The sequence below is a fragment of the Haladaptatus cibarius D43 genome (genome assembly GCF_000710615.1).
GTDB lineage: Archaea > Halobacteriota > Halobacteria > Halobacteriales > Haladaptataceae > Haladaptatus > Haladaptatus cibarius.
In genome coordinates this window covers 503,106-526,852 of the sequence record NZ_JDTH01000002.1, presented here as the reverse complement: position 1 = coordinate 526,852, position 23,747 = coordinate 503,106, and the positions used below count along the sequence as shown (strand labels likewise).

General features: G+C 57.6%; 23 protein-coding genes. 13 read left to right on the top strand and 10 right to left on the bottom strand.

Annotation, left to right across the window (positions count from 1 at the left end; genetic code table 11):
* Nucleotides 1-115: 115 nt before the first annotated feature.
* Nucleotides 116-1,138, top strand: coding sequence for a DUF4352 domain-containing protein (locus tag HL45_RS08015; protein WP_049970602.1), 1,023 nt, complete (start codon nucleotides 116-118; stop codon nucleotides 1,136-1,138).
* Nucleotides 1,139-1,155: 17 nt separating this feature from the next.
* Here the strand turns inward: HL45_RS08015 and HL45_RS08010 are convergent, their stop codons facing one another.
* Nucleotides 1,156-1,362: a dodecin family protein gene (locus HL45_RS08010; protein WP_049970601.1), complete on the bottom strand. Its 207-nt coding sequence runs from the start codon at nucleotides 1,360-1,362 to the stop codon at nucleotides 1,156-1,158.
* Between the two features lie 443 nt (nucleotides 1,363-1,805).
* Between HL45_RS08010 and HL45_RS08005 the strand changes: the two genes are divergently transcribed.
* On the top strand, nucleotides 1,806-2,201 hold the full coding sequence (locus tag HL45_RS08005; protein ID WP_049970600.1) for a DUF2267 domain-containing protein: 396 nt from the start codon (nucleotides 1,806-1,808) through the stop codon (nucleotides 2,199-2,201).
* Here HL45_RS08005 and HL45_RS08000 read toward each other — a convergent pair.
* The 5 genes from HL45_RS08000 to HL45_RS07980 all read right to left on the bottom strand — a co-directional run bounded on the left by HL45_RS08000 (nucleotide 2,198) and on the right by HL45_RS07980 (nucleotide 7,828).
* Nucleotides 2,198-2,578: a hypothetical protein gene (locus HL45_RS08000; protein WP_049970599.1), complete on the bottom strand. Its 381-nt coding sequence runs from the start codon at nucleotides 2,576-2,578 to the stop codon at nucleotides 2,198-2,200. The genes HL45_RS08005 and HL45_RS08000 overlap by 4 nt on opposite strands.
* A gap of 25 nt (nucleotides 2,579-2,603) precedes the next feature.
* A complete protein-coding gene (locus tag HL45_RS07995) occupies nucleotides 2,604-4,277 on the bottom strand; it encodes an FAD-dependent oxidoreductase (protein WP_049970598.1) in 1,674 nt (557 codons plus the stop codon).
* A 19-nt stretch (nucleotides 4,278-4,296) separates the two neighbouring features.
* Nucleotides 4,297-5,847, bottom strand: a complete 1,551-nt coding sequence (locus tag HL45_RS07990) for an electron transfer flavoprotein subunit alpha/FixB family protein (protein WP_049970597.1) — start codon at nucleotides 5,845-5,847, stop codon at nucleotides 4,297-4,299.
* Nucleotides 5,848-5,849: 2 nt separating this feature from the next.
* Entirely contained in the window at nucleotides 5,850-6,698 is an 849-nt protein-coding gene (locus HL45_RS07985; RefSeq protein ID WP_049970596.1) for an electron transfer flavoprotein subunit beta/FixA family protein, read from the bottom strand.
* Between the two features lie 170 nt (nucleotides 6,699-6,868).
* Nucleotides 6,869-7,828, bottom strand: a complete 960-nt coding sequence (locus HL45_RS07980; RefSeq protein ID WP_049970595.1) for a polymer-forming cytoskeletal protein — start codon at nucleotides 7,826-7,828, stop codon at nucleotides 6,869-6,871.
* A 147-nt stretch (nucleotides 7,829-7,975) separates the two neighbouring features.
* Between HL45_RS07980 and HL45_RS07975 the strand changes: the two genes are divergently transcribed.
* Together HL45_RS07975 and HL45_RS21190 are read left to right on the top strand one after the other, a co-directional pair.
* Nucleotides 7,976-8,173, top strand: coding sequence for a DUF5800 family protein (locus tag HL45_RS07975; protein ID WP_049970594.1), 198 nt, complete (start codon nucleotides 7,976-7,978; stop codon nucleotides 8,171-8,173).
* A gap of 397 nt (nucleotides 8,174-8,570) precedes the next feature.
* Complete coding sequence (locus HL45_RS21190) at nucleotides 8,571-8,714, top strand: hypothetical protein (protein ID WP_162833864.1); 144 nt, start codon at nucleotides 8,571-8,573, stop codon at nucleotides 8,712-8,714.
* A 366-nt stretch (nucleotides 8,715-9,080) separates the two neighbouring features.
* Here the strand turns inward: HL45_RS21190 and pan1 are convergent, their stop codons facing one another.
* Nucleotides 9,081-10,298 (bottom strand): proteasome-activating nucleotidase Pan1, encoded by a 1,218-nt coding sequence (pan1, locus tag HL45_RS07970; protein ID WP_049970593.1) that lies wholly within the window; start codon nucleotides 10,296-10,298, stop codon nucleotides 9,081-9,083.
* A gap of 150 nt (nucleotides 10,299-10,448) precedes the next feature.
* On the opposite strand from pan1, the gene HL45_RS07965 reads away from it, so the two are divergent.
* From HL45_RS07965 to rad50, 3 genes are all read left to right on the top strand, one after another.
* A complete protein-coding gene (locus tag HL45_RS07965) occupies nucleotides 10,449-10,724 on the top strand; it encodes a MarR family transcriptional regulator (protein WP_049970592.1) in 276 nt (91 codons plus the stop codon).
* 202 nt (nucleotides 10,725-10,926) lie between these two features.
* The gene (gene mre11 / locus HL45_RS07960) at nucleotides 10,927-12,360 is read left to right on the top strand and encodes a DNA double-strand break repair protein Mre11 (protein ID WP_049970591.1); all 1,434 of its coding nucleotides are present in this window, start codon (nucleotides 10,927-10,929) and stop codon (nucleotides 12,358-12,360) included.
* Entirely contained in the window at nucleotides 12,357-15,023 is a 2,667-nt protein-coding gene (gene rad50 / locus HL45_RS07955; protein ID WP_049970590.1) for a DNA double-strand break repair ATPase Rad50, read from the top strand. The genes mre11 and rad50 overlap by 4 nt, the downstream gene beginning before the upstream one ends.
* On the opposite strand, the gene HL45_RS07950 is transcribed toward rad50, so the two are convergent.
* The 3 genes from HL45_RS07950 to HL45_RS07940 all read right to left on the bottom strand — a co-directional run bounded on the left by HL45_RS07950 (nucleotide 15,000) and on the right by HL45_RS07940 (nucleotide 16,072).
* The gene (locus HL45_RS07950) at nucleotides 15,000-15,434 is read right to left on the bottom strand and encodes a DUF7346 family protein (protein ID WP_049970589.1); all 435 of its coding nucleotides are present in this window, start codon (nucleotides 15,432-15,434) and stop codon (nucleotides 15,000-15,002) included. The genes rad50 and HL45_RS07950 overlap by 24 nt on opposite strands.
* Nucleotides 15,435-15,459: 25 nt before the next feature.
* Entirely contained in the window at nucleotides 15,460-15,795 is a 336-nt protein-coding gene (locus HL45_RS07945; RefSeq protein WP_049970588.1) for a DUF7322 domain-containing protein, read from the bottom strand.
* A gap of 91 nt (nucleotides 15,796-15,886) precedes the next feature.
* Complete coding sequence (locus HL45_RS07940) at nucleotides 15,887-16,072, bottom strand: DUF7331 family protein (RefSeq protein WP_049970587.1); 186 nt, start codon at nucleotides 16,070-16,072, stop codon at nucleotides 15,887-15,889.
* Nucleotides 16,073-16,179: 107 nt separating this feature from the next.
* Here HL45_RS07940 and HL45_RS07935 point away from each other — a divergent pair, with 107 nt between their 5' ends.
* The 6 genes from HL45_RS07935 (at nucleotide 16,180) to HL45_RS07910 (ending at nucleotide 23,592) form a co-directional block, all read left to right on the top strand.
* On the top strand, nucleotides 16,180-18,861 hold the full coding sequence (locus tag HL45_RS07935; RefSeq protein WP_049970586.1) for a DNA-directed DNA polymerase: 2,682 nt from the start codon (nucleotides 16,180-16,182) through the stop codon (nucleotides 18,859-18,861).
* A 150-nt stretch (nucleotides 18,862-19,011) separates the two neighbouring features.
* Nucleotides 19,012-19,917, top strand: a complete 906-nt coding sequence (locus tag HL45_RS07930; protein ID WP_049970585.1) for an ABC transporter ATP-binding protein — start codon at nucleotides 19,012-19,014, stop codon at nucleotides 19,915-19,917.
* Nucleotides 19,918-19,926: 9 nt separating this feature from the next.
* Nucleotides 19,927-21,357 carry a Fe-S cluster assembly protein SufB gene (gene sufB, locus HL45_RS07925; RefSeq protein ID WP_049970584.1) on the top strand — a complete coding sequence of 477 codons (1,431 nt, stop codon included), beginning with the start codon at nucleotides 19,927-19,929 and terminating at the stop codon, nucleotides 21,355-21,357.
* Nucleotides 21,354-22,559, top strand: coding sequence for a Fe-S cluster assembly protein SufD (gene sufD, locus HL45_RS07920; RefSeq protein ID WP_049970583.1), 1,206 nt, complete (start codon nucleotides 21,354-21,356; stop codon nucleotides 22,557-22,559). The genes sufB and sufD overlap by 4 nt, the downstream gene beginning before the upstream one ends.
* A 107-nt stretch (nucleotides 22,560-22,666) precedes the next feature.
* On the top strand, nucleotides 22,667-23,167 hold the full coding sequence (locus HL45_RS07915) for a rubrerythrin (protein WP_049970582.1): 501 nt from the start codon (nucleotides 22,667-22,669) through the stop codon (nucleotides 23,165-23,167).
* Complete coding sequence (locus HL45_RS07910; protein WP_049970581.1) at nucleotides 23,164-23,592, top strand: metal-dependent transcriptional regulator; 429 nt, start codon at nucleotides 23,164-23,166, stop codon at nucleotides 23,590-23,592. The genes HL45_RS07915 and HL45_RS07910 overlap by 4 nt, the downstream gene beginning before the upstream one ends.
* Nucleotides 23,593-23,747 lie beyond the last annotated feature (155 nt).

Genomic DNA, 23,747 nt, shown 5'->3' with positions numbered 1-23,747 from the left:
TTCTTCATAGAACGCATTTTCAGAGATAGTTCGAGTGAATCTATGCGTGTTATTCTCTTCCTAATAAAATAGAACATCAACAAATTTAATTTGATATATGGTGTGTAGTGTTACAATGCAGGAGACAAACCTTTGGTTCCGTCGTACCTTCTTAGCCGTTAGTGCAACTACTGCCCTCGCCGGTTGTTCCAGCGACACCGCATCGGATGATCCGGAATCGACTGGTTCTCCATCGGGGAACGATGACGCCAAAACGACGACCGGTTCCGACACGGATGATAGCGAGAGTCGGAACTCTGCGAATGCGGTTCTTGGCGAAGTCGTCAAAGATGACAGTTTGGCGATGGTTGCTCGTTCAGTCGAAAAATCGGAACAGTTGGATGAGTTCTCGGAAGCACAAAGCGGAAACACCTTCATCGTCGTTCGACTCGCAGTGAAGAACACGAGCAGCGAGTTCATCGACTTCAATAGTTTCTGGCAAACTCGACTAAAAGACAGCGAAAACCACGTTTACGACGCATCGTTCAGTAGTACCGACCACCCAATCGAGAGTGGTCTGCTAGCCCCCGGAGAGATCGCTCGCGGGGATGTCGTCTTCGAAGCGCCGAGTGGTGCCGAAAATCTCACTATGCAGTTTGATTTCAGCGCGTTCGAACTATTCGATTATGAACGTGTAACAATCGACCTCGGTTCCGAGGCGGATTCAATTGGTGACCTCGAACAGTCGCTCAACGCGAACATCAAATCACCCGGAAAATCGGTCACTCACGATGGAATTACCGTCACGGTTCATGACGTTCGAACCGAAACCTCTCTCGGTGAGTTCACGAGTGCGGAGGACGGACACGAGTACGTCATTCCGGATTTCTCAATTACGAACGAAACCGGGGAGCCACTCACCGTTTCGACGCTCCTTCAAATGCAACTCAAAACTGGAACCGGTCTTTCCTACGGTTCGAATATCAACGCGACGAGTTCGCTCAGTCAGTCGTACTCGGAAGGGTCGGATATTGCAGACGGTGAGACGCGCCGTGGTGAACTTGCATACCAAGTCGAAACGGATTCATCTCCAATTTACTGGGCATTCAACTTCATGAGCCTCTCGGAGCCGAAAAAGGCGTTCTGGGAACTTCGCTGAACGACCGCCACCCCCGTTTATTCGTGGCGAACCGGGAACGCGACTTCGACCGTCGCTTTGTACTCCGTAATCTGGCCGTTCTCGACGCTCGCCGTCCAATCTTCGACTTCGATACCGTGGATGTCGTCGATAGTCTGGTTCGCTTGTTCGACTGCTTCTCGCGCGGCGTCTTCCCACGATTCTTCGGACGTGCCGAGCACTTTGATGATTTTTACTGCCGTCATGGCATCCACCCTACGCCAGCATCCGGGTAGCGTTTTGTGGCCGCGCTTTGGGTTGGTCCTTGGCATCGTGATTTGCTTCGATACAATATAATTGAACGAGAGTGAGCAAACCACGACTCCAATGAAACCGCAAACCGCCACCACAACCGATTCCTCCAACTCGCTATCGCTCGTTTCGGTCATCCACCGTTAGAGCAAGGCTCTGACAAGCCATTCCGTCACTCCGGAAGAGGAAACCTCTTCCATGCCCTCGCTCGCTTCGCTCACGAGAACTTCGTTCCGGAAGACCTCGCACGCTATCACCACTGACCCTCGGCGGTAAACGCCTCGGACCAGTGCCAGCGCGCGCCATTCCGGTTGTGTCGATTGCTACCGACTCCGACCCATCCCGTTCTCCCATTCGATTCTTGTACTGTCCCGTCGTTCCACGTTTGGGGGAGAATATGAACTACAGTGATTTCATCGGACAGGTACAGCACCGACTGAAGTTAGGCGAGCAAGGAAAGACGGTTCGGGCGATTCGCGCCACGCTGACGACGCTCGGCGAGCGATTACAGGAGGGGGAAGCCAAAGATCTCGCGGGGCCGCTCCCGATGGAAATCGACTGGTATCTCGAACGGGCGGAATCCGGCCAGCGATTCCATTTCGACGAGTTCGTAGACAGGGTAGCGGAGCGCGAAGGAATCGAGCGACAGGACGCGCTCTTTCACGCGAAAGGCGTGCTGTCGCTCGTCGCAGAAGTCGTTCCAGAGGGAGAATACCAACAGGTTCGCCAGCAGTTGCCGGACGAGTACGACCCGCTGTTCGAACTCGTCGGAAACGAAGAAGCGTTCGACTAGCGCCGCGCGCGGCGAACTTCGGGCCGCGGAATTCGGGTCAGCAGTTGCACCGTGTCGTGAATATTGTGGGTCTTCACGACCAGTTCCGCGACTTCCCGAACCGTGAACTCTGTCTCTATTTCGTGGCCGTAACAGCGTGCGTACAGCGCCAACCAGTCGTTTAATGCCTGCTCCAGTCGCGTCATCTCCCATTCGTTGAATCGCACGAACTCGCCGGTTCGCCCTTCGACGTACACCGAGACGACGTCGCCGACGCCCGAGCGCAGAATGGACACCGCGCGCTCCTCGTCGGGCGGATTTTCGGGCGGGTCGAACGACTCCCGGTCGGCCTGTGCTCGGTTTGCGAGGTCGGCGATTCGGTCGCGGTGTTCGGTCATGATGGGAATTCCCTCTTGTCTTCGCTCACCCTTGCTTGAACTCCACGCCTTTGTCGCCGCGCGGATGTTCCCACTCCGTCTCGGCGACGACGGCACAAGTGCCACATTCGACGCATGGTTGCGTGTCGAGGCTCACGATTTTCTCCTCGTGGCCGTTCATCTGCACGGTTTCCTCACGGTAACAGCCACCACCGAAGTCTTTCGCGCTGACGGGGCAGGCCGAAACCGCCGCACCACTGGCTTCGTAGGAGTCGTTTCGCAGGCGGATGTGCGGATTACCAACGTCGGTGTCGTAGGTCAGGTCGCCGATTCTGTCGGCGAGGCTCTTCGGTTCGACTTCGTTCGCGTCTTCGATTTCGGTTCCCAACTCCTCTGCGATAACCGTCGGCAACGTGACGTAGGGAGTCTTCGTGTCCGGAATCATCGAGGAGAGGAACGGCGAACCGTACAGGCGTTCCAGTTGCGACTCCATCGCACCAGAGCGAAGTACGGCACGGCCAATTGGCGACGTGAGAAGGTTGTCGGTGAGGTTTGCAATTGTCCCGTTCTCGCCGAGTCGTCCGAGGGTTCGGTACTGCTTCGGACGCAGTTTCCCCATCACGCCCTCGTCTTTCAATTTCTTCTCGTACAGCCGCCCGGCCTTCTCCGGGTCGCCGCGCATTCGCGCCTCGGCAAAGGCCTCGGCGGCGAGCGCGCCAGCGGTCACGGCGTGGTTCATTCCCTTGATAATCGGCCCTTGGGCCTGCATCTGCCCGCCAGCATCTCCGACGAGGGCGAGTCGCCCGCGGTGCGGTGCGGGGTGAGCCGCCTTCTTCGAATCAGGGACGAGTTTCGCGCTGTACTCCACCTCGTCGTAGTGGCCGTTCAACCACTGGGCGAGGAGTGGATGCGTGAGCAGATTGTCGAGCAGTTCGTGCGGTTCCGCCTCCTCTGCGACCAAGCTGTCGAGGTGGAACACGGTGCCAATCGACAGCGAATCCTGATTCGTGTAGAGGAAACCGCCGCCGCGAACGTCATCGAAGAGGTTGCCCGAGAAGAGGTGTGCTTCGCCCGTATCCGGGGACACACCGAACCGCTCCGCGATAACGTCTTCCGGCATGTCGATGACGGCCTTCACCCCTTGGAACCATTCGTCCGGTTCGTCCCAGTTCATCAGTCCGGCGTCGCGGGCGAGTTCGCTGTTCACACCGTCCGCCGCGATGATAAAGTCGGCCTTGATTGGGTCGAGTTCGTCGCAGGTGACGCCGACGATTTTGCCGTTCTCGCGGAGCAAACCGTTCACTCGAACGCCGGTCAGCAGGCCGCCGCCGGTTTCGCTCGTCATTTCGTGAACCCGGTCTGCGAGCCACGAGTCCATCTTTCTTCGGAGGACGGCGTCAGACCACTCCGTATCGTGTTCGTGGAGGCGGGTGATGTCGAACGATTTCACCTTCTCGTCGGCGACGTTGTGGATGTTGTAGCTCGTAATCGGACGTTCTGCAGCCTCTTCGCGGAAGTCGGGAAAGAGCGAGTCGATGGTGTAGGGGGCCGACTCCTCGGCGTAGATGAGGCCGCCAGAGACGTTTTTCGACCCGGCTTCGGCACCGCGTTCCAGGACGAGCGTTTCGATTCCGTTGCGTGCGAGCGTCGCGGCCGCCGCCGCCCCGCCGGGGCCAGCACCGACTACGACAGCTTCGTACTGTTCGTATTCTCCTGTCATTGGCTGTCAGTTACCATGTTCAGTCATCGTCTTCCGCCACGACCGCATCCAGTTCGCCCGCCTCGACTGCCTCGGTGAGGCGAGGAAACACTTCGAACAGATCGCCTTCGATGAAGTAGTCGCTGAAATCCTTGATATCGGCGTCCGTATCCGTATTAATCGAGATAATCGTCTCCGACTCATCCATCCCGACCTTGTGCTGAATCGCGCCGCTGATGCCCGCCGCGATGTAGAGTGGCGGTTGAACGATTTGGCCGGTTTCGCCGATTTGGCGCTCCTCGCTGACGTACTGCTCGACGTGGCCGTCCACGCTGTAGGATGCCGTCACGACACCCCGAGACAAACCGAGGTCGGCGTCGTCGAAGGCGTCCACGAGGTCTAAGGCGAGTTCGATTCCTTCCGTCGGGTCGTCGCCGATTCCGCGACCGATTGCGACGACGACTTCCCGTCCGGTCAAATCGACGCCGGTATCGAGGGTGTCCCAGTCCGTGACTTCCACGCGGTACCAGTCGTCCGGCGTGTCGATGTCGTGTGAAACGATTTCGCCCTCGCGTCCCGGGTCGGCCTCCATCGCGTCGAAACTGCCCGGAATCACGGAACAACCTTGCGGATGGAACTCCCGGTCGGGGTTGTCGATACAGAGGATGGTCGAGTACTCGAACCCGGAGAAGTCCGGGCGCTTCATGTGCAGGATGCGCTCGAAATCCACCTTCTCGCCGGGCGTGCCGGTTTTCACCGGATTCGAGATGAGTTCGTTCGTGATGGTCAGGCCGGAACAGTCGCTCGCGAGTCCGGAGTCGAGTTCACCCTGTACCTGCGCGGAGAGGTCGCGTCCGTTGTTCGTCGCCGGAAAGAGGAAGTAGCGCGGTTTGTCGTACTCCTTCCAGTCAGCATCGGTTCGCGCCATATCCGCCACGATTTCGGTGTATGGCTTGTGGCGGAATCGCTCCAGTCGGTCGTCGTCGTGGTACACCGCCACATCCGCGCCGAGCGCGATACATTCCTCCGCGAGGTCGCGCATGTCGTCGCCGACGAGTACGGCGACGACTCGTTCGTCGCCGCCGTACTCTGTTTCGTAGTCGTCCATCAATTCGCGGGCCTTGCCGAGCATCTCCTTCGACACGTCGAGGAGTTCACCGCCCTGCGTCTCACAGTACACCCACATGTCGCGGTAAACGCCGTCGTCCAGCGCCCGAACGTGTTTTTTGTCCGCGGTAGGATGGGTGAGTCCGTCGTCTCCTTCCGCTTCGTCATCAGATGTATCGGCGTCTGCGGCGGAATCGGACGCGTCCGATTCCGCCGCCGTTTCTTCGGCCTCCTCGGGGTCTTCTACGTCCTCCGCCGTCTCTTCGTACTCGCCTTCGGTTTCCGTGTCTTCTGTCGCTTCGCCACCTTTCGTCTCGGCTTCCAGTTCGTCGATTCGGGCTTGGATGACCTCCTTCGCGGTTTTTCTGTCCTTACCTTCTTCTTCGTCCGTGAGCAGGTCGTCCAAAGCACCCGGGTCTTCTACGGTCTGTACGTCTTCTTCCAGTTCCTCGACGGTTCGGTCGCCGGGATTTTCGTTCGTCATTATCAGTCCCCCGTCGCAAATGGCCGCATCGTTTCGAGCACGTCCTCCATCGCCCCCTCGTCGTCGGGCGTGACCATCGTGGCGTCCCGCTCTGCCGGAGCCTTCGGAATCGGGTCAACCGACGACACGATTGTCGGCGACCCGTCCAGTCCGATGTACTCCGGGTCGAGATTGAGGTCGGCGTGGTCCCACGTCGAGAGGTACTCTTCGTACTCCTCGGCGCGTTCTTCGGTTTCGGCTTTCAGTCGCTTTTTCTGGAGTCGGTGGGCCGCCTTTCGGTACGATGGTTCGTACTCCGGGTCGGTCACGATGAACGCCGGGAGCGGCGCGGTGACTGTTTCGATTTCGTCTACGTCACCCTCCACGAGTCGTTTCGCGCGCACCTGTCGTTCGTCCTCATCGACTTCCATCGCGATGACGTGGGTGATGATGGGATAGTCCAAACACCACGCCGTCTGCGGGCCAGTCTGTCCCGTCTCCCCGTCTGCGGTTTTGAAGCCCGCGAAAACCAAGTCCGGTTCGCCGATTTTCTCGATACCCGCCGAGAGGGTAATCGCCGTCGCCCACGTGTCTGCAGCGGCCATCTCACGGTCGGAGAGGAGATAGCAGTCGTCCGCGTACACCGTCATCGCTTCGCGGAGCACGTCGGCGTAGCCCGGCGGCCCCATGCTCATCGCGCTCACCTGCCCGCCGTGTTTTACTTTCGTCTGGAGGGCGGCCTTGAGGGCGAATTCGTCGTTCGGGTTCATCACCGTCGGCGTCCGTCCGCGTTCTAAGTGACCGTCCTCGTCGAACGACACCTGCCCTTCGCGGAAGTCGGGAACGCCTTTCGTCAACACGACCGAGTGCATTGATACCACCAACCGAGAGTGTGTTTAGTTTGCATGCGTCACCAAGTACCAAAGCCCCCGGAGGTTATTATACTGTTGGGAAGTCAACAAATATCTGACATTCGGTCGAAATACTATCCGCTGGTGATGTCTGTCACTTCCGTGAGGTAATTGCCGAAATGTGTCAATATTCAGGCTTGCGGAGCAGGGCCGTCTCCCGCGCCTCGTTCCCGCTGATGGGCGGCTTCCGCCGTCTCGACGGCATCTTCCGTCTCCTCGCCTTCGTTTTCGCCATCGGATTCACCAGTCGGCTTTCGTCGCTCGCTTCGAATCATCGTCATCTCGCCGCGGGCACGCATAGTTCCGTCTGCGGTTGCGTTTTCGTGAAATTCGAGGTCTGTGCAGGCTACGTCTCCCAGCACTTCCGCCCCGTCTTCCAAAACGACGGTTCCATTGCGGGTCGTCACGTCGCCGTGGATTCGCGTCTTCTCTCCCACGACGATGTCGCCGCGAGCGCGAAGACTGCCGAACAGTTCGGTGTTCGAACCCATCTCGATTTCCTCGGCGCGGATGTTGCCGTGCAGTCGGCATTCGCCCCCGATTGTCGCAGGGGTCGAAACGCGCCACGCATCGTCGCTGACGTGGGCGCTTCGCGGGATGACCGCCGGCTCGGCCTCGCTCTCGTCCAACATCTCGTCGATAACGTTTTTCGCGGCTTCTTCCTCACCCAGTCGAAGCAACTGCGAGAGATAGACGAAGAGGAACACGACGGTCGGCATCGGATTTCGGATGACAATCCAGCCGTTCGCTTCGAATCCGTCGTCGATTTGCACGTCGTCCCCGATGTCGAGGTCACCGCTGACCATCAATCGTCCGGCGATGTGGACGCGCTCGCCCAAGTAGGCGTCCTGTCCGACGAGAACGTCGCCATCGACCTCCGACCAGAGGTCGAGGCGACAGTCTGCTTTTGCTTCGATATGTCCACCAAAGGTCGCTCGCTCGCCCGCGATGACGTGGTTCCCGCGCACGCCGAACTCGACAGTACTCTGTGCGCCGACGATGATGTTGCCGTCGGTCACGAGGTCGTGTTCTTCGACGGTCGTCCCGTCGGGAATCGAAAGTTCATCCAGAGGGTCGGAGCGGAGCGGCACACATCCTACCAACGATTCCCGCGTAATAAATCCTCCCGAGAACGTCTGACGCTCGTCTGCCGAGTTGGGATGTGCTACGTTCCCAAACACCTGTGTGCCGATAGCTATTCTACAGCTTTTTTATCCGTCGGGGGCTAACGCCGGAGTATGACTACTCTTTCATTCGATGACGAGGGCGTCGATGTGGTTCACGAAGGAACCGAGTTCCGACTCGAAAAAGACCTCATCGAGGACGCGACCCAGAAATCCTACTTCGACGTGACCGACCACGAAGTCCTGCGAATCGTGGAGAAAAATCCCTCACTCGGCGGGCAGGCCCGCAGAATCGGGGATATCATTCGATAGCACGCCCACTCTAGCGTATAATATAATACACAGACGGCCCGATTTCGACTGAGTATAAACTCATATATTTAGAATTAGTAAATACTCTCTCATGAAATGCCCAAAAGCGTATCTGCTATGGGTTTTTCTTCTCGGCGCTGTCGGGGTTGCTCTCCGAACTGTCGTACGGTGGACAGAGGAAACGTCTTCGATTTCTCTTTACGCAGATTTTTCATTACTATTTCTCTTTTTGGCTATGTCAATTGAATATTATTACGAGTCTAAAGAGAAACCTCTCTCTGGATTGTTCCGAGGTATTTTATTAGTGGCTTCCACAGCCTGTTTGTTAGTCATACTCTATTCGCTGACTGCCCCCCTTTTCCGGTAGGATTTAGGTACTCCCGCCGAACAGTCGTGTATGAACCTTCCAGCCGATTTCGACCACCCCGCGTGGCTAACCGCGGCGGGCACGATTGCGTCCTACCTGCTCATCCTCGCCGTGATGACCGTTCTGTTGTTCGGCGTGCCGTATCTGATTTTTGACCTGATGGGTGTGGCATAGTCAAAATTATTCTGACTACGATTGTTAGACGTAACCTATGTCTGCAAGACTATACTATTGGTTTTGACGAGATATTGAGGGCAACTGCTGGTTATCGGTCACGCCCTCGCTCGGGCAGTCACTTGTGGCAGATCCACTCGTTCCTTTCTCCTCTTCGCCAGAAGAAATAAAAGATTTCCTCGGGTGAGTAAACGCGAAACGGTTGCGAGTCGCGGAAAACCAACAGTTTTCAGGTGCCGCGAAAGACGAAGTCTTTCGCAGGCATGAAGGTGTGACTTCTGCGGTCGTCACTCTACCAAAATAGGCACCATTAAAAGACAGAACAAGCAGACACGCGAAAAAGACCGACTGTGTTAGACGGTTCGCTTAGGCGAACGTCTTGGAGACTTCGTCGCTTTCGTCGTCTTCCGCCTCGATTTTCTCCCGTGCGTCTTCGAAGTCCTGCATCGTGATTTCGGTGCGGTCGTCGCGGATGGCGAACATCCCGGCTTCGGTACAGATGGCCTTGATATCGGCACCGCTGGCGTCGCCCGTCTCGACGGCGAGTTTCTCGAAGTCCACGTCGTCGGCGACGTTCATGCCGCGGGTGTGGATGCGGAAGATCTGTTCTCTGCCCTCGTCGTTCGGGTTCGGCACCTCGATGAGGCGGTCGAAACGACCGGGGCGGAGAATCGCGCGGTCGAGCATGTCGAAGCGGTTGGTGGCGGCGATGATGCGGATTTCGCCGCGGTCTTCGAAGCCATCCATCTCTGAGAGCAACTGCATCATCGTGCGCTGAACTTCGGCATCGCCGGAGGTCTTCGAGTCGGTGCGCTTCGACGCGATGGCGTCGATTTCGTCGATGAAGAGCACAGCAGGTTCGTGCTGGCGAGCGACTTCGAACAGGTCACGGACGAGTTTCGCACCCTCGCCGATGAATTTGTGGACGAGTTCCGACCCGGCCATCTTAATGAAGGTCGCGTCGGTTTGGTTGGCGACTGCCTTCGCCAGCATCGTCTTTCCGGTTCCCGGTGGGCCGTAGAGCAGAACGCCGGACGGCGGGTCGATGCCGACTTCGGTGAACATTTCGGGGCTTTCGAGCGGCATCTCGACCGTCTCGCGGACTTCGTTCATCTGTTCTTTCAGTCCGCCGATGTCCTCGTAGGTGACTTCGGGACTCTTCGTGACTTGCATCACGCGGGCACGGACGTCCGTCTCGTCGTCAAGGGTCTTTACGATAGAGAGAGAGTTGTTGACGGCGACGCGGGAATCCGGTTCGAGGTCGGTGTGCATCTCATCAGTCACTTCGGTAACAGCTTCCTGATTGTTACCGTGCTGTTTGATGATAACGCCCTCGTCCGTAATCTCCTGAACGGTGGCGACGAACAACGGGGACTGCTTTAGCTTCTTGTTCTCGTGTGTGAGCCGTTCGAGCTTCTGTTGGTACTTGTTGTTCTCTGCGTTCGCGTCGAGGAGCTTGTCCCGCATCTCCTCGTTCTGGGATTCGAGGACTTCGAGGCGCTCTTGGAGTGCCTCTATTTTCTCCTGTCTGGACGTACTCTCCTCGTCGTAGGGGAGTTCTACGTCATCCACAGTATCGGTCATCAGTTCCGGATAAGCGCCTGTCTCTTAAGAGGCTTCGGGTGACCGACCTTTTCGCGCTGTTTTACCGCTCCACAGCCGCCCGTGATAATTCCTGTGGGTAATAAAATTGAATAGGAAATATTATCACCCTGTATCTGAAATGGGTAGTCGATGAGTGTTCCAAAGCTATCCCAAACGAGTACTAATCGACTGCAAGATGCGGATTCGACCGAGGCAGTCCGCGACCTCCCGCCCAGTGCAAAGTTGGTCGCAAAGGTGTTGGAGTACAACGAGACGATGACCCAGAGCGAACTGGCCGACGAAACGCTCCTGCCGCCCCGAACGGTTCGCTACGCGCTGAACCGACTCGAAGACCAAGACCTCGTCGATTCGCGGTTTTCGTTCTCGGACGCCCGAAAGCGCCTCTACACGCTCGACATCGAGTAGTGTATCGAACTACTGAAGCCGAACGTTTATATCAGAACACACGTCCAATCCGGGCCGTGATTTCGAAATCGTTTCCCTGCCGATTTGCTAAGACGTCTCCTGATTTTTCCTCCGGCTCACCGGAGCGAGACCCGATTCGCCATCGACCACACCGTGGCTCTCACGGAAATCATTTAACAGCAGGAAGCCAACGAACAAATCAATGACACGGGTGATTCACACGGGCGACACCCATATCGGGTATCGGCAGTATCATTCGCCCGAGCGACGGGACGATTTCCTTGCGGCGTTCGACAGCGTCGTGGATGACGCAATCGAAGACGATTTCGACGCCGTCATTCACGCTGGCGATTTGTTTCACGACCGCCGACCCGGACTCTCCGACCTTCACGGAACGATTTCCGTCCTCCGGAAACTCGAACGGGCCGAGATTCCGTTTCTCGCCATCGTCGGCAACCACGAGAGTACGCGCGGCGAACAGTGGCTCGACCTGCTCGAAACGCTCGGACTCGCAACGCGACTCGGGGCAGACCCGACCGTGATTGGCAACACCGCGTTTTACGGGTTAGACCACGTTCCCGAATCGAAGCGCGACGACCTCGAATACCAATTTTCTCCGCACGAACAGGAACATTCTGCGCTCGTCGCGCACGGACTGTTCACTCCCTTCGACTTTGGCAACTGGGAGTCGGAGATCGTCTTGAGCGAGGCGTCGATCGATTTCGACGCGATGTTGCTCGGTGACAACCACAAACACGGAAAAGAACGTGTCGAGGAGGCGTGGGTTACTTACTGCGGTTCCACCGAGCGCGCGAGCGCCAGCGAGCGCGATGCTCGCGGCTACAACATCGTCACGTTCGACGGCGACGTGGCGCTGTCGCGCCGCGGAATCGAAACCCGCGATTTCGAATTTATTTCAGTTGAACTCAACGAGGACGAGGGAATCGACCGCATCCGGGATGTCGTTCGAGAGTACGACCTGACCGATTCGGTCGCGCTGATTACCATCGACGGCGAGGGCGGAGATGTAACCGCCGCACGAGTCGAAGAGTTCGCCTTGGACGAAGGCGCACTCGTCACCCGAGTCACCGACCGCCGGGAAATCGAAGCCGAAGCGGACGACCTTTCCGTTTCCTTTGCCGACCCAGACGACGCGGTTAGAAGTCGAGTTCGTGAGATGGGACTCAGTGAGACTGCACACGACGTGGACGAAATCGTTCGCGCGAGCAAAGTTGCGGATTCGAACGTCCGAACTGCGGTCGAAGAACACGTCGCAGACCGCATCTCGGAGGACGTTGAAGCATTCGAACCGGCACCCGAAAACGCGGAAGCAGAGGCCGAACTGGCAGACGAATCGACGGACGAAAAAGAAGAAACCACGGACGAGGTTTCTGGTGTGAGTGACGAACTGGAAAGTTCAACAAACGATTCCTCGGACACGGTAGAATCAGTGACCGGTGAATCAGCAACAGACACATCTGCGGAGACTGCGACGGCAGACGGTGGAGAATCTGAGGATGACACCGAGACGGCGGACTCCGAGGACAGCACCGGGACAACTGAGTCTACGGACACAATCGATACCACCGACAACAGTTCCGGAGACGACCAAGTATCCATGGAGGATTACCTGTGAGATTCGACCGGATTCGCCTTTCGAACTTCAAATGCTACGAGGACGCGGATTTGCGACTCGACACCGGCGTCACGGTCATCCACGGACTCAACGGCAGTGGCAAATCATCCCTGCTCGAAGCGTGCTTTTTCGCGCTTTACGGCGCGAACGCGCTCGATCGCACCTTGGAGGATGTCGTCACCATCGGCGCGGAGGACGCGGAAATCGAACTCTGGTTCAAACACGCTGGCGGCGACTATCACATTCATCGACGGATTCGCGCGACTGGCGACTCCGCCCAAACCGCGAAATGCGTCCTCGAAACGCCCGACGGGAGTTTCGACGGCGCGCGCGACGTGCGCAATCACATCGCCTCGCTGTTCCGCATGGACGCCGATGCGTTCGTCAACTGCGCCTACGTCCGGCAAGGCGAGGTGAACAAACTCATCAACGCGACGCCTGCCCAGCGACAGGACATGATAGACGACCTCCTCCAGTTGGGGAAATTGGAAAAGTACCGCGAACGCGCCAGCGACGCCCGCCTCGGCGTGAAAAGCGTTCTCGACGACCGGCGCGGAAGCCTTTCTGAACTCGATACGCAAATCGTAGCGAAGGAGGAGAAAAATCTCCACGGTCTTCTCAACGACCTCGAATCGGAGCGCAACGAGATGGAGTCCGACATCGAAAATTACGAGGATCAACGCGAGAAGGCCCAGCAGGCGCTCGACGACGCGAAAAACGTTCTCGAATCTCACGACGAAAAACGCGAGGAACTGTCGGCGCTCGAAGACGACATCGAGGGGTTGCAGGCAGAAATTACGGAGGCGGAACAAGAACACGACTCTCTGCGCGAGCGGGCGAGCGAGATTCGGGACGAAATCTCGGAGTTGGAATCCACCATCGACACCGAACTGCGAGAAACGGAACTGGACACGGCAACAGAGAACGAACTCTCCACACGATTGGACGAACTGGAGACGAAGGACGACGAGGTCAGCGAACGGTTAGAAGACGCCCGGATGAAAGCCCAGATGTTCGACAATCAGGCGTCGAACCTCGCGGAACGTGCGGAGGAACTCGAAGCACGAGCGCGCAAAAAACGCAATCGAGCCGAGAAACTCACGAAAGAAATCGAAGCCGTGACCGGCGAACTCGAAGACCGGCGGGAGAAACTGTCGGAGTTCGACGCCGAAATCGAATCCGAGCGCGAGTCGTTCGAAAATGCACCAATTGAATTTGGCGAGGCGAGCGACCACCTCGATTCCCTTCGCTCGGAACTGGCGGACTGCCGTGAGGAAGCGACGGAATGTCGGACGAAACTCCAAACCGCCAAAGAGCAGGTCGAAGAAGCCGAGAAACTGCTGGATGCAGGGAAATGCCCGGAATGCGGGCAGTCGGTCGAAGAATCGCCACACGTCGATACGATAGCCGAAGACCGGGAACGAGTGGCGGAACTGGAATCCGAACTCGAAGAACTCCGCGAAAAGCAGCGCAATTTGGAATCGAAAATCGAAACTGCGGAATCGCTCGTGGCCGCCGAAAACCGCGTGAACGAACTGCGAACCAACCGGCAAAACGTCGAGCAGTTGGTGGAAAGCCGCGAGACAGCAGTCGAGGAAAAGCGTGAACAGGTCGAAACCCTCCGCGAGGAGGCGGACGAACTGACCGAAGACGCGGAGGGAAGGGTAGAAGATGCGACTGAACTCGAATCGAAGGCAGAAACACATCGGGAATCAGTTGCGGAACTCGAAGGGGAAGAACAGTCCATTTCCGACGCCAAAACCCGAATCGAGCGAATCCACTCCATCCACGACAAAATAGAGGATGCGGAGGGCGAACTCGACCGCCTCGCCGAAAAACGAACACATCTACAGGAACTGAACGACCAGCGACGCAACCGTCTCGCGGAAAAACGCTCGCGTCGAACCGAACTGGAGGGACTGTACGACGAATCCGAAGTCGAAAAGGCGCGCGAGAGCAAACAGCGGGCGGAAACGTATCTCGAACAGGTCGGCGAGGAGTTAGAAACCCTCCGGGAGCAACGAGACGACCTCATCGACCGAATCGGCGGCGTTCGCGGTGAAATCGAAGCCCTCGAAAATCTCCGAGAACGACGGAAAGAGGTTGTCTCCCGCGTGGATGCTCTCGAATCGCTGTACGACGAAGCTGACGACTTGCAGGCGATGTACGGCGACCTTCGGGCGGAACTCCGCCAGCGAAACGTCGAAAACTTAGAACGAATGCTGAACGAAGTGTTCGACCTCATCTATCAGAACGATTCGTACTCGCGCATCACGCTCGACGGTGAATACCGACTAACAATTTATCAGAAGGACGGCGAACCGCTCGACCCCGAACAGTTATCGGGCGGCGAACGCGCGCTGTTCAACCTCAGTCTGCGGTGTGCGATTTATCGCCTCCTGGCGGAGGGAATCGAAGGCAGTGCGCCGATGCCGCCGCTCATTCTCGACGAACCGACGGTGTTCTTGGATTCGGGTCACGTCTCACAACTGGTCGAACTCGTGGAGTCCATGCGCGGTTTGGGTGTCGAACAGATTATCGTCGTCAGCCACGACGACGAACTGGTCGGGGCCGCGGACGACCTCGTGCGAGTCGAAAAAGATTCGACGACGAACCGGTCGCACGTCGAACACGGGGATTCACTGGTCGAACTCCTTGGGTAGGGAGTTCAGCCCCTCGATTGCCACGTCCGTCAACTCGTAGCCACGTTCGCCAGCGACCCTGCATTCTCGGATGAGTCCGGCGGCGCGAAACTCCGCGAGAAGGCCGTGGAGGTCGCTCTCACAGATGTCATAGGCAGAGAGGAGTTCCCTGACCGGAAGCCCTCCGCGGTCGGACAGTTCCACCAACAGACCGAGCGCACGGTCGTTGTGAACTGCGGTGAGGATTCGGCGAGCGGGCGAGGGCACTCTCTCGGCGGCGGTTTCTAACGTCGACTCGCCTTCGACGGGAGTGAGTCGGTCGTTTTCGAGATAGCGCTCATCTCCCGTTTGCGGGTCGCGGACGAGACTCGATTCATCGGATTGCTTGAGAAGGAGATACCGAGAACCCGACTCGTCACGCACGGTTTGCATAAATCGAAATAGCGACGGAGCGCGGTTAGTCCTTCTGGAAGGAGCGATACCGACTGTAACCACGAGCGAAGGTGATGATACCGACGGCGACGAGTGCACCACCGAACGTCCACCGTTGTTCGAATCCGACGAGCATGAGGCCGAGGCTGAGTGTGAACAGGGCGATGTTGAACAGGATGACTTGTGCCCAAAATTCCTTCTGTATTTCCGGATCTGCGTCTCCGTCGATGGGTTTCGGTGCGGACGGCAGGTCGGTATCGAACCGGTCAGATGGGTCACGGACTTCCGGTGCCATGTCTATCTCTTCGGCGTATCCCGGGTCATCCGACCCCTCGTCGTCGTGGCCGAACTTATCGAACACTGGTTTAATACATCGTTCCCAAAGAGAAAAGCGTTCGGAGTCGCTTCAGACTCGCATCCGGAGTCGGGCCATACGCTTCTTCTGAGTCAGCTCAGACTTGTTTTTTCAGTGTGACCGCACTCGACGACTTCACCCATCCGAGCGGATTTTCTGCGTCGTAAAATACGACGCCGTCCTCCGTCTCATAGGCTTCTATCGAACTCATCGGCTCCTCGGGAGCCGGTAGCTCGGTTTCTGCGCGGTCCAGCGTTCCGTCTTCGGTTGCACGGTCAGACATTGGCTTGACCTCGGCCTATGCTAAGCGTTAGCACATTAAGTCTCTTTCCCTTCAGGAACCGGTGCAAACGGGAGGGTTTTTACCGGGAAGCGCCAAAAACAATCGACATGACTCAATCTGGGCTTGGTGACTTCGCGGGCGAGGGCGAACGCCCCGCGGCAGAAGCCCACGCCGTTGCGGGAAACGACGACGCGACAGCGGCCGTCGTCGATGCCGATACGGACTGGCTTCCGGACTCACAAGGCGACATCGAACTCGCAGTGACGCAGGTCGATTACACCATCGACGGATACGGCGACGATGAAACGCCGATAATTCACGTTTTCGGGCGAACTGAAGCCGACGAACACGAACACGTCCGTGTCGTCGGCTTCAGACCGTACTTCTACGCACCGACGGAATCGCTCACCGAGGAGAAACTAAGCGACGACCGACTCACCGGTTCCGAGGACGGCTACGAGAGTATCCGCGGCGAAAAGCTAACGAAAATTTTCGGGCGAACGCCGCGCGACGTGGGAAACATTCGCGATCAGTTCGACCACTACGAGGCGGACATCCTCTTTCCGAACCGATTCCTTATCGACAAGGACATCAAAAGCGGAATTCGGATTCCGGAACGTCGGCAAGACGACGGCGACCTCGTCGTCCAGGAGAACGAAGTCGAAGCGACGGACGTGCAGACGAATCTGCGCGTTCACACCTTCGACATCGAGGTCGACGACCGTTCCGGCTTCCCGGAAGACGGCGAAGAACCCATCATCTGTCTCGCCAGTCACGACTCCTACCGCGACGAATACATCGCGTGGCTGTTCGACGCACCCGACGGCGACGCCGACCTACCGGAGAGCGTTCCGGAGTACGAACCGCTCCGCGACGGCCCCGAAATCGAGGTTAGAACGTTCGAGGAAGAAGAGGCCATGTTGGACGCATTCCTCGATTACATCTCGGAAACCAACCCGGACGTGCTCACGGGCTGGAACTTCGACGATTTCGACGCGCCGTACTTCTTAGACCGACTGGAACGATTGGAAGGACAGCACCACGACTACGACCTCGATTACGAGCGACTGTCGCGCATAGACGAAGTCTGGCGAAGCGATTGGGGTGGGCCGACAATCAAGGGCCGCGTCGTCTTCGACCTACTGTACGCCTACAAGCGAACCCAGTTCACCGAACTCGACTCGTACCGGCTGGACGCCGTGGGCGAAACGGAACTCGGCGTCGGCAAGGAGCGCTACGCGGGCGACATCGGTGACCTTTGGGAACAGAACCCGACGCGACTGCTCGAATACAACATTCGGGACGTGGAACTCTGTGTCGAACTCGACAAGAAACAGGACATCGTCACCTTCTGGCGGGAAGTCGCGGAGTTCGTCGGCTGTAAACTCGAAGACGCGACGACGCCCGGCGACGCGGTGGACGTGTACGTCCTGCACAAAGCGCACAACCAGTTCGCGCTGCCGTCGAAGGGGCAGTTCGAAGCCGAGGATTACGAGGGCGGCGCGGTGTTCGAACCGATTACGGGAGTCCGGGAGAACGTCACGGTGCTCGACCTAAAGTCGCTGTATCCGATGTGCATGGTGACGCTCAATCTGTCGCCGGAAACGTCGGTTGACCCGGATGTGTACGACGGCGACACCTACGTCGCGCCGAACGGGAGCCACTTCCGCAAGGAACCGGATGGAATCGTTCGGGAAATCATCAACGAGACGCTGAGCGAGCGAGAGGAGAAAAAATCGTTCCGGAACGAACACAAACCGGGGAGCGCGGAGTACGAGGTTTTTGACCGTCAGCAGGCCGCAATAAAGGTGATAATGAACTCGCTGTACGGCGTCTTGGGGTGGGAACGATTCCGTCTCTACGACAAGGAGATGGGTGCGGCCATCACCGCAACCGGCCGGGAAGTCATCGAGTTCACCGAAACCGCGGCGAACGAAATCGACTACAACGTGGCATACGGTGACACTGACTCGGTCATGTTGGAACTCGGCGGTGACATCGAGAAAGAAGACGCCCTCGAACAGTCCTTCGAAATCGAGGAACACATCAACGCGAGATACGACGAGTTCGCGCGCGAAGACCTCAACGCGGACAACCACCGTTTCCAGATCGAGTTCGAGAAACTGTACCGCCGGTTCTTCCAAGCGGGCAAGAAAAAACGTTACGCGGGTCACATCGTCTGGAAAGAGGGCAAGGAGGTAGACGACATCGACATCACCGGATTCGAGTACAAACGTTCGGACATCGCGCCGATTACGAAGGAAGTCCAGCGGCAGGTCATCGAGATGATTGTCACTGGTGAGGATTTAGCGGACGTAGAAACCTACGTCCACGACGTTATCGAGGATTTCCTCGGCGGCACTGTCGGGTTGGACGAAATCGCCATTCCCGGCGGAATCGGCAAACGACTCGACAACTACGACACTGACACCGCACAGGTTCGCGGTGCCAAGTACGCAAACCTCTTACTCGGCACCAACTTCCAGCGCGGAAGCAAGCCGAAACGACTCTACTTGAAGAAAGTCCACCCGTCGTTCTTCGAGCGCATGGAAAACGACGAAGGATTCGACGCCCGCACAGACCCGTTGTACGGCGAGTTCAAGCGCGAACAGGACGTTATCTGTTTCGAGTACGCAGACCAGATTCCTGAGGAGTTCGAAGTGGACTGGGACAAGATGCTCGACAAGACGCTCAAAGGGCCGATTGCGAGAGTGCTGGAAGCCCTCGACATCTCGTGGGAAGAAGTAAAAACGGGACAGCAACAAACCGGTTTGAGCAGCTTCATGTAGAATAGATACTGTATAGAAAAAAGACAAATAATTGCGCGGTTTTTCCGCTCAGCGAAAAGAATTTTTTCTTTCCGAAAACCGATTGCATACGAATGCGAAACGGTTATGGGACGATATGCCCTTGCTCTACACGTCTTAGGTGAACCTAACATGGCAACGCTTGAACTAAAAAATGTCCACGCAGAGGTCGTGGAAGAAGATGAAGAAATCCTCAAAGGCGTCGATCTCGAAGTCAAAACCGGCGAGATTCACGCTCTGATGGGACCGAACGGGAGTGGTAAATCGACGACATCGAAGGTCGTTGCAGGACACCCTGCCTACGAAGTAACCGAGGGAGAGGTTCTCCTCCACCTCGATGAAGACGAATTCGAGAACATCGAGATTCCGGACGACATGCGAACGTGGAATCTCCTTGAACTGGAACCGAACGAGCGCGCCGCGCTCGGCGTTTTCCTCGCGTTCCAGTACCCTGCCGAAATCGAAGGTGTGACGATGTCGAACTTCCTCCGCACTGCACTCAACGCAAAACTCGAAGAGCGCGAAGAACTCTTCGAGGAAGACGAGGGCGAGGAAGAAGCGGAAGAAGAAACCGGCTACGAAACCAGTCCGATGGAAGGCCCCGCCGACAACGGCGAGGTCGGCGTCGCCGAGTTCCAGGAGCTCCTCAAAGAGAAGATGGAACTGCTCGACATGGACGAAAAGTTCGCAATGCGGTACCTCAACGCTGGCTTCTCCGGCGGAGAGAAAAAGCAGAACGAGGTTCTGCAGGCCGCAATTCTCGAACCGTCCATCGCGGTGCTGGACGAAATCGACTCCGGGCTGGACATCGACCGATTGCAGGACGTATCGGACGGAATCAACGCACTGCGCGACGAACAGGGTACTGGTATCCTCCAGATTACCCACTACCAGCGTATCCTCGATTATGTCGAACCTGATACGGTTCACATCATGCTCGACGGCGAAATCGTCATGGAAGGCGGGCCGGAACTCGCCGAGCAACTCGAAGACAAAGGGTACGACTGGGTTCGTGACGAAGTCTACCAAACCGCATAAGGTGATACTATGAGTTCAGAACAGGACCACTTGAAAGAGACAGATACCGAAGAACGGTTCGAGTTCAAGAAAGAACAGCGGGCCGCGGTCAAATCCAATAAGGGTCTGACCGAAGAGGTCGTCCGCCTCATCAGCGAGGACAAGGACGAGCCCGAATGGATGCTTCAGCGCCGTCTCCGTGCACTGGAGCACTACCAGAACATGCCCCTGCCGACGGACTGGCCCGGCCAGCCCGACCTCACAGAACTCGATGTCGAAGAAATCGTCCCCTACATCCGCCCCGACGTTGATAAACGCGAGGGTGCAGATAGCTGGGATGACCTCCCGGACGACATCAAGGACACCTTCGAAAAGCTGGGTATTCCGGAAGCCGAGCGCAAGGCGCTCTCCGGCGTCGGTGCCCAGTACGAGTCCGAAGTCGTCTACCAGAACATGCAAGATCAGTGGGAGGAGAAGGGCGTCGTCTTCTGTAATATGGATCGAGCGGTTCAGGAGCACGAAGACCTCGTCAAAGAGTACTTCATGACGAAGTGCGTGCCGCCGAGCGACAACAAGTTCGCGGCACTGCACGGTGCGGTCTGGTCCGGCGGGTCGTTCGTCTACGTTCCGGAAGACGTGACGGTGCAAATGCCCGTGCAGGCGTACTTCCGCATGAACTCCGAAGGGATGGGGCAGTTCGAGCACACGCTCATCATCGCGGAGAAAGGCTCCGAAGTCCACTACATTGAGGGTTGTTCCGCGCCGAAATACGGCAGCCACAACCTCCACTCCGGCGGCGTCGAAGTGTTCGTGGACGAAGACGCTCACGTCCAGTATTCGACCGTGCAGAACTGGTCGAAGAACACCTTCAACCTGAACACCAAGCGCGCCATCGTCGAAGCCGGTGGCCGCATGGAATGGGTGTCGGGAAGCATGGGGTCGAAGGCGACGATGCTGTACCCGTGTTCCATCCTGAAGGGTCGCGGCGCGAGCGCGAACCAGATTTCCATCGCATTCGCTGGCGAAGGCCAGAACATCGACACCGGCGCGAAGGTGTACCACAACGCGCCGAAGACGAACTCGACAATCGAGTCGAAATCCATCAGCAAGGACGGCGGCCGCACCAACTACCGTGGCCTCGTCCACATCAGCGACGGTGCGGTGGACTCGTCTACTGCGGTCGAATGTGATGCGCTGATGTTCGACAACGAATCCACATCGGACACCATGCCGTACATGGAAATCAACGAAGACCGCGTGGACGTTGCTCACGAGGCGACAGTCGGTAAAATCGGCGACGAGGACGTGTTCTACCTCCAGAGCCGCGGATTGGACGACGACGACGCGAAGCAGATGATCGTCAGCGGGTTCATCGAACCCATCACCGAAGAGCTTCCAATCGAGTACGCGGTGGAGCTGAACCGCCTCATCGAACTCGAAATGGAGGGAAGTCTCGGATGAGCACGCAGGTACACAGCACCCTCTCGGAGGAAACCGTTCGCGAGATTTCGGGCAACCTCAGCGAACCCGACTGGCTGCTCGAAACCCGTCTCGACGCGCTCGACGCGCTTTCCGACGTCGATATGCCGGACGTCATCCGAACGCCCGGACGCGACTGGACGAACCTCGACGCGCTCGACTACGAGGGCTTCGTTGACCCGCTCTCGGCCGACGAGCAAAAAGATCGAGTCGAACCGGAAGGCGTCTCGGTGCTTTCGATGGCTGACGCGCTGGACGAACACGAAGACCTCGTCAAAGAGTACTTCGGCTCGATCATCGACCCGCAGGAGAACTACCTGACGGCGCTTTCCACGGCGCTGTTCACGACCGGGACGCTCATCTACGTCCCGAAGGGCGTCGATGCCGAAGACGTGAAAATCCGGACGACGATGCAGAGCCAATCGCTGTTCAACTACACGCTCGTCGTCACCGAGGAATCGAGTTCGGTGACGATTCTTGAGCGACAGGACAGCGAAGAACTCTCCGGCGAGCGCTACTACAGCGGACTGGTCGAAATCGCGGCTGGCGAGAACAGCCACGTCCAGTACGGTTCTCTCCAAGACTTGGACGAGGAGACGTACAACTACACGCTGAAGCGCGGCAACACCGAGGATTACGCCACGCTCAACTGGATCGAGGGTAACCTCGGTTCGCGTCTGACGAAGTCCTCCGTCGAGACGAACCTCGACGGCGAAGGCTCCGAGACGAAGACCGTGGGCGCGTTCTTCGGCCACGAAGACCAGCACTTCGACATCGCGGCGCGCGTCTGGCACAACACGGCGCACACGACCGCAGACCTCGTGACCCGCGGCGTGCTCGACGACGAAGCACGCTCCGTCTACGAAGGTGTGCAGGACGTCGGAACCGAAGCGTGGGACACCAGTTCCTACCAGCGTGAAAACACGCTCATGCTGTCCGACGGAAGCGAAGCTGACGCCTCGCCGAAACTCATCATCAACAACCACGACACCGAAGCGAGTCACTCGGCGACGGTCGGGCAAATCGACAAGGAAGACCTCTTCTATATGACCTCGCGCGGCGTGCCGCCGCAACTTGCGAAGGACATGCTCGTGGAAGGGTTCTTCGTCCCCGTCTTGGACGAAGTCGAAGTCGAAGAACTCCGCGAAGACCTCGATTCCGGAATCGTCGAACGTCTCGGATAAGGCGTTTTTTGGCCGTTTTTCGATTCTCACCTTCGTTTGATTCGTTTTTCTTTCTGCACGAAACTGCATCAGGGAGTGTTAAGTTTCCTCGTCCCGTCTCCCGAGATATGAGTGTGGGTCAGCGCGTCTCGTCCGACCGCCAACTCGCGCGCTTGCTCCAAATCGGCGTCGTGTTGGAAGAACTCGTCGAGGCACGGGCCGCGCGTCATTTCGAGTCGCTTCCATCGCGGGAGCAGGACGAACTTCACGAAGACGTGCGCGAGTTACTTTCCGAAGCGGGTGAAGAGTCAGCAGAGCATCGAGAACGGTTGGAATCTCTCATCGACGACCTCGATGCCGAGACGATTCCGTTCGAGGAAATCGAACTGCTGGTTGGACAGCAGTATGCACAAACCGCGCCCGACGATTTCGACGGCGTTCTCTACGATCAACTGCACGGCGAGGAGACAGCGTACAAATTCTACGACGACCTCATCACGGCTATCGAAGCGAGCGAGACATCGTTCGCGGTCGAGCGCGAACGACTGCTCGAAACGCTCACCGCGATTCGGGCAGAGGAAGCCGAGGGCGTCGAAGAAGTGGCGAAATTGATGGAGGCCAGAGAATGAACACGGCAGACCAGTACCTCAAAACGATTTATCTCGTCCAGCGTATCGAAGATGGCCCGGCGGCAACCGGTGCACTCGCGGACAGACTCGGCGTGAGTCCCGCGAGCGTCAACGAAATGGTCGGCAAGCTCCAAGAGCGCGGGTTGGTCGAACACGAAAAGTATCGCGGTGCGACCCTCACTGAAGACGGGGAGAAGCGCGCCAGTGACGCCCTCCAGACCTACTGTATCCTCGAACGCTTCCTCGCAAACGTCCTTGAAGTCGATGATTTCCGGATGGAAGCCAAGCAACTCGAAAGCGTCATCGACGAGACGGTGGCCGAACGACTTGATACGATTATCGACCGCGAACCGCAGTGTCCGGAGTGTTTCCACGCCGAGGAGGATATGTGTACGTATCTGGTGGAAGAAGGTGGCGCGGACTAAACTGAAGGCTGAATCCTTGCTTCCTCTTTCACGATTACAGAGCGAAAAGCAACACACTTGTATGAGGATGCACTACCCGCAAATGCAATCGTACTCCCGTGGTGTCTTGTCGAACGAAGTGAGACGAGGATCGGATGGCGACTTGTCGTCATCCG

What these genes read in the sequence shown, in the direction of transcription:
- HL45_RS08015 (WP_049970602.1), top strand. Translation starts at nt 116, where the DNA reads ATGCAGGAGACAAACCTTTGGTTCCGTCGTACCTTCTTAGCCGTTAGT.
- HL45_RS08010 (WP_049970601.1), bottom strand. Translation starts at nt 1,362, where the DNA reads ATGACGGCAGTAAAAATCATCAAAGTGCTCGGCACGTCCGAAGAATCG.
- HL45_RS08005 (WP_049970600.1), top strand. Translation starts at nt 1,806, where the DNA reads ATGAACTACAGTGATTTCATCGGACAGGTACAGCACCGACTGAAGTTA.
- HL45_RS08000 (WP_049970599.1), bottom strand. Translation starts at nt 2,578, where the DNA reads ATGACCGAACACCGCGACCGAATCGCCGACCTCGCAAACCGAGCACAG.
- HL45_RS07995 (WP_049970598.1), bottom strand. Translation starts at nt 4,277, where the DNA reads ATGACAGGAGAATACGAACAGTACGAAGCTGTCGTAGTCGGTGCTGGC.
- HL45_RS07990 (WP_049970597.1), bottom strand. Translation starts at nt 5,847, where the DNA reads ATGACGAACGAAAATCCCGGCGACCGAACCGTCGAGGAACTGGAAGAA.
- HL45_RS07985 (WP_049970596.1), bottom strand. Translation starts at nt 6,698, where the DNA reads ATGCACTCGGTCGTGTTGACGAAAGGCGTTCCCGACTTCCGCGAAGGG.
- HL45_RS07975 (WP_049970594.1), top strand. Translation starts at nt 7,976, where the DNA reads ATGACTACTCTTTCATTCGATGACGAGGGCGTCGATGTGGTTCACGAA.
- HL45_RS21190 (WP_162833864.1), top strand. Translation starts at nt 8,571, where the DNA reads ATGAACCTTCCAGCCGATTTCGACCACCCCGCGTGGCTAACCGCGGCG.
- pan1 (WP_049970593.1), bottom strand. Translation starts at nt 10,298, where the DNA reads ATGACCGATACTGTGGATGACGTAGAACTCCCCTACGACGAGGAGAGT.
- HL45_RS07965 (WP_049970592.1), top strand. Translation starts at nt 10,449, where the DNA reads ATGAGTGTTCCAAAGCTATCCCAAACGAGTACTAATCGACTGCAAGAT.
- mre11 (WP_049970591.1), top strand. Translation starts at nt 10,927, where the DNA reads ATGACACGGGTGATTCACACGGGCGACACCCATATCGGGTATCGGCAG.
- HL45_RS07950 (WP_049970589.1), bottom strand. Translation starts at nt 15,434, where the DNA reads ATGCAAACCGTGCGTGACGAGTCGGGTTCTCGGTATCTCCTTCTCAAG.
- HL45_RS07940 (WP_049970587.1), bottom strand. Translation starts at nt 16,072, where the DNA reads ATGTCTGACCGTGCAACCGAAGACGGAACGCTGGACCGCGCAGAAACC.
- HL45_RS07935 (WP_049970586.1), top strand. Translation starts at nt 16,180, where the DNA reads ATGACTCAATCTGGGCTTGGTGACTTCGCGGGCGAGGGCGAACGCCCC.
- HL45_RS07930 (WP_049970585.1), top strand. Translation starts at nt 19,012, where the DNA reads ATGGCAACGCTTGAACTAAAAAATGTCCACGCAGAGGTCGTGGAAGAA.
- sufB (WP_049970584.1), top strand. Translation starts at nt 19,927, where the DNA reads ATGAGTTCAGAACAGGACCACTTGAAAGAGACAGATACCGAAGAACGG.
- sufD (WP_049970583.1), top strand. Translation starts at nt 21,354, where the DNA reads ATGAGCACGCAGGTACACAGCACCCTCTCGGAGGAAACCGTTCGCGAG.
- HL45_RS07915 (WP_049970582.1), top strand. Translation starts at nt 22,667, where the DNA reads ATGAGTGTGGGTCAGCGCGTCTCGTCCGACCGCCAACTCGCGCGCTTG.
- HL45_RS07910 (WP_049970581.1), top strand. Translation starts at nt 23,164, where the DNA reads ATGAACACGGCAGACCAGTACCTCAAAACGATTTATCTCGTCCAGCGT.